This window comes from Sulfurimonas sp., from assembly GCF_028714975.1.
Lineage (GTDB): Bacteria > Campylobacterota > Campylobacteria > Campylobacterales > Sulfurimonadaceae > Sulfurimonas.
Genome location: NZ_JAQTLH010000020.1, coordinates 1 through 3803 on the forward strand (window position 1 = coordinate 1; position 3803 = coordinate 3803).

Genomic DNA, 3803 nt, shown 5'->3' on the forward strand with positions numbered 1-3803 from the left:
GACCCATTGCAACATTATGAATAAGCTCCATAATAATAACCGTTTTACCAACACCGGCACCACCAAACAATCCAACTTTTCCACCTTTTGAATATGGCGCCAACAAGTCAACAACTTTGATACCTGTTTCAAACATTTCAGTAGCAGTTGATTGATCAACTAACGGTGGAGGAGCACGATGGATTGACCATGTTGGAGCATCTACAACCTGCTCTCCACCATCAATTGTCTCACCAATAACATTAAAGATACGACCCAACACTTTCTCACCAACAGGAACCTTAATTGGAGAGCCTGTTGCTACCGCATCCATTCCGCGAACTAAACCCTCACTCATATCCATTGCAATCGTTCTAACACGACCATCACCTAAGTGAGCTGCAACTTCAAGTACCAATCTAGTAATTGTACCCTCTAAATTTATTTTAACTTCAATTGCCTCGTTAATTATTGGGAGATAACCATCAAAATCAACATCAACAACTGGACCCATAACCTGGCTTATTTTACCAATCATATTTTTCTCCATTATTTCATAGACTCCACACCGCTTATAATCTCTATAAGCTCTGTGGTAATAGCTGCTTGTCTAGCTTTATTAAATTTTACATTTAATGACTTAACCATATCTTTAGCATTGTTTGTAGCTGTATCCATAGCCTGCATTCTAGCGCTGTGCTCAGCAGCAACAGAATCAATCAGCGCATAATACATAGCAAATTGAACATATCTATCAACTAAAGAATCTAGCATTTTCTCTTCATCTTGAGCTTCAATCTCTAACATAGATTTTTGAGTATCACCACACTCAAACTGACTAGCATCAGCCGGCAAAATCTTGCTTATATGCAACTCTTGAGTTATCATGTTCTTATAACCATTATAAACAAGATGCAATCCATCAATTTTACCATCTCTAAAATCTTCGATAGAAGTTAAAATAAAATTATCAGATCTCTCTTTATCTGGTTTTGAGCTAAGATTTGTTGCCATATCAAAAAGTTCAACTTGATTATATTTGAAAAATTCAATACCTTTCTTGCCGATTCCACGCAAACGCACTTTTACATTTTTTTCTTTGTATTTCGCAATAAGGTTTTTTACAGCTTTAATTGTCTGAATGTTAAAGCCTCCGCACAAACCTTTATCTGCAGTAATGAAAATAATGTCAACAACTTTTGGATTTTCAATCTCAACAAAACATCGATTATCAATTCCTCCAACCTTATTGCATTTAATGCGTCCAGCAATTTCGGCAATTACCTGATTCATTTTTGCAGCGTAAAGACGAGAGCGTTTTGCTAACTCTTCGGCACGACGAAGTTTTGCAGTTGAAACTAGCTTCATTGCGCGAGTTGTCTTTTGAGTGTTTGAAACACTCTTTATCTGTCTTTGAATATCTTTCAAGTTTGCCATAAATTTTCCTTACGCTACTACAAAGCTAGATTTAAATTCTTCAAGTGCTTTTTGCATCAATACTTTAATATCGTCATCTACTTTAGAGCTACTTCTAATGCTCTCAAATATTTGAGGATATGATGCTTCAACAAACGGATATAACTCAGCTTCAAAACGAACAACATTTGAAGGACTCATATCATCAAAGTAACCCTCATTTCCAGCAAATATAATCATAACTTGCTTTTCAGCTGAAAGCGGTGAGAAAGGCGGTTGTTTTAAAACTTCAACCATTCTTTGTCCTCTTTCCAGTTGTTTACGAGATGTTTCATCAAGATCGGAAGCAAATTGAGCAAAAGCTTGTAGCTCTCTATATTGAGCTAAATCTAATCTTAGTGTACCTGCAACTTGCTTTGTAGCTTTAATTTGAGCAGCACCACCAACACGAGATACTGATAAACCAACATTAATAGCTGGGCGAACACCAGAGTTAAACAGTTCTGTTTCCAAAAAGATTTGTCCATCTGTAATTGAGATAACATTCGTAGGAATATATGCCGAAACATCTCCTGCTTGAGTCTCAATAATTGGAAGAGCAGTTAATGAACCAGCTCCTCTTTCATCAGAAACCTTTGCAGCTCTCTCCAATAAACGAGAGTGAATATAGAAAACATCACCCGGGTATGCTTCACGGCCCGGAGGACGACGAAGAATTAATGACATCTCTCTGTATGCAACAGCATGTTTAGATAAATCATCATATACTATTAAGCCATGTCTTGAGTTGTCACGGAAATACTCACCCATTGCAACACCAGTGTATGGAGCTAGGAATTGAAGTGCTGCCGCCTCAGCCGCAGTAGCTGAAACTATAATCGTATACTCCAAAGCACCATGGTCTTCTAAGCGACGAATAATTTGTGCTACTGTTGATTCTTTTTGACCGATTGCAACATAAATACAAACGACACCATTCCCTTTTTGATTAATAATAGCGTCTAATGCAATAGTTGTTTTACCAGTTTGTCTATCACCTATTATTAGCTCTCTTTGACCTCGACCAATTGGAACTAAAGCATCAATAGCCTTAATACCAGTTGCCATTGGCTCATGAACAGATTTTCTATCCATAATACCAGGTGCCTTTTCTTCGACAAAACGAGTTTCCGTAGTTTCAATTGGACCTTTACCGTCGATAGGCTCACCCAACGCATTTACAACACGACCTAAAAGTGCTTCACCAACAGGAACACGAAGAAGACGACCTAATCTTTTTACAGACATACCCTCTTTAAGCTGAGTGCCTCCTCCAAGAATAACGATACCGACTGTGCTCTCTTCGAGATTCATAACTAAGCCGCGAGTACCCTCATCAAACTCTACCATTTCACCAGCCATAACATTGCTAAGTCCGTAAACTTGTGCAACACCATCAGCATAAGAAACTATCTTACCTGTTTCATTAATATCAACACTTAATTCAAAGTTATCAATACGCTCTTTAATTATTGAACTGATTTCATCAGCTTTAATTTTTGCTACCACTATATATCTCCTCTCATGAAGTTAAATTGCTTTTACAATATGTTCTATTATTTGACTATTAATTCTTGATTTAGAGAAGCTAATTTCAACTCCAAGATCTTGAACATCTACTTTTATACCATTAAAATCACTCTTAATAAACTCTAATGATATAGTAGAATCAAATCTTTTACCTAATCCATCACTTAAATCTTTTATTACTTTTGCATCTATGTCACTATCGCTGTAAACAATACCGTTATAGTTTTTAGTGCTAGCAGCAACATCTTTTCTCAATACTTCCGCCATTGCAGGAATTATATTGATACGATTGTGCTCAGCAAGCAATTTAATTAAATTTTCAACATCTTTAAAACCAGTTAACTTAACCGCGTCCAATAGAATTTTTGATTTTTGATTTTGACTAACATCCGGATTATTAATAATCTGAGTAAATTTCTTATTATTAAAAAATTCTGCTAATATAGAAAATATTAAAGCGGTATCCTTCATGGAATCTATATCAAACTCTTTTTTGATTGCTTTAATATATCTTCTTGCTATTAACTCTTCCATTTATGCCACCTTCTTTAAGATAACATTAGCCATAGCTTCTTTATCAAAACTATCGCTGCTTTGAGTTAACACATCATCAAGTATCTCCTCAACAAGAACACGAACCATTTTTCTTTGTTCAAACTTAATTAACCCTGCTTGATGTTTACTTAATATTTCTATATCAACATCACATTGAGCTATAATATTGGCATTTAAAATCTTATTCTCTTTTTTAGAATTATTTGTCAGTTCTTCCGCAAACTTTTCAGCTTCTGAAATTTTAACAAGTGCTTCTTTTTTTAGAGTTGTTGATTCTTTTAATT

General features: G+C 35.5%; 3 protein-coding genes and 2 pseudogenes. All 5 read right to left on the reverse strand.

Annotated features, from left to right (window positions below; all coding sequences use genetic code 11):
• Positions 1-517, reverse strand: a pseudogene (locus PHQ93_RS10600) (F0F1 ATP synthase subunit beta); the annotation flags it as partial.
• A gap of 11 nt (positions 518-528) precedes the next feature.
• Entirely contained in the window at positions 529-1416 is an 888-nt protein-coding gene (gene atpG / locus PHQ93_RS10605) for an ATP synthase F1 subunit gamma (protein ID WP_299944202.1), read from the reverse strand.
• Positions 1417-1425: 9 nt separating this feature from the next.
• A complete protein-coding gene (atpA, locus tag PHQ93_RS10610; RefSeq protein WP_299944204.1) occupies positions 1426-2943 on the reverse strand; it encodes a F0F1 ATP synthase subunit alpha in 1518 nt (505 codons plus the stop codon).
• 21 nt (positions 2944-2964) lie between these two features.
• Positions 2965-3498 (reverse strand): F0F1 ATP synthase subunit delta, encoded by a 534-nt coding sequence (locus PHQ93_RS10615; RefSeq protein WP_299944207.1) that lies wholly within the window; start codon positions 3496-3498, stop codon positions 2965-2967.
• Positions 3499-3803 (reverse strand): annotated as a pseudogene (locus PHQ93_RS10620) (F0F1 ATP synthase subunit B); the annotation flags it as partial.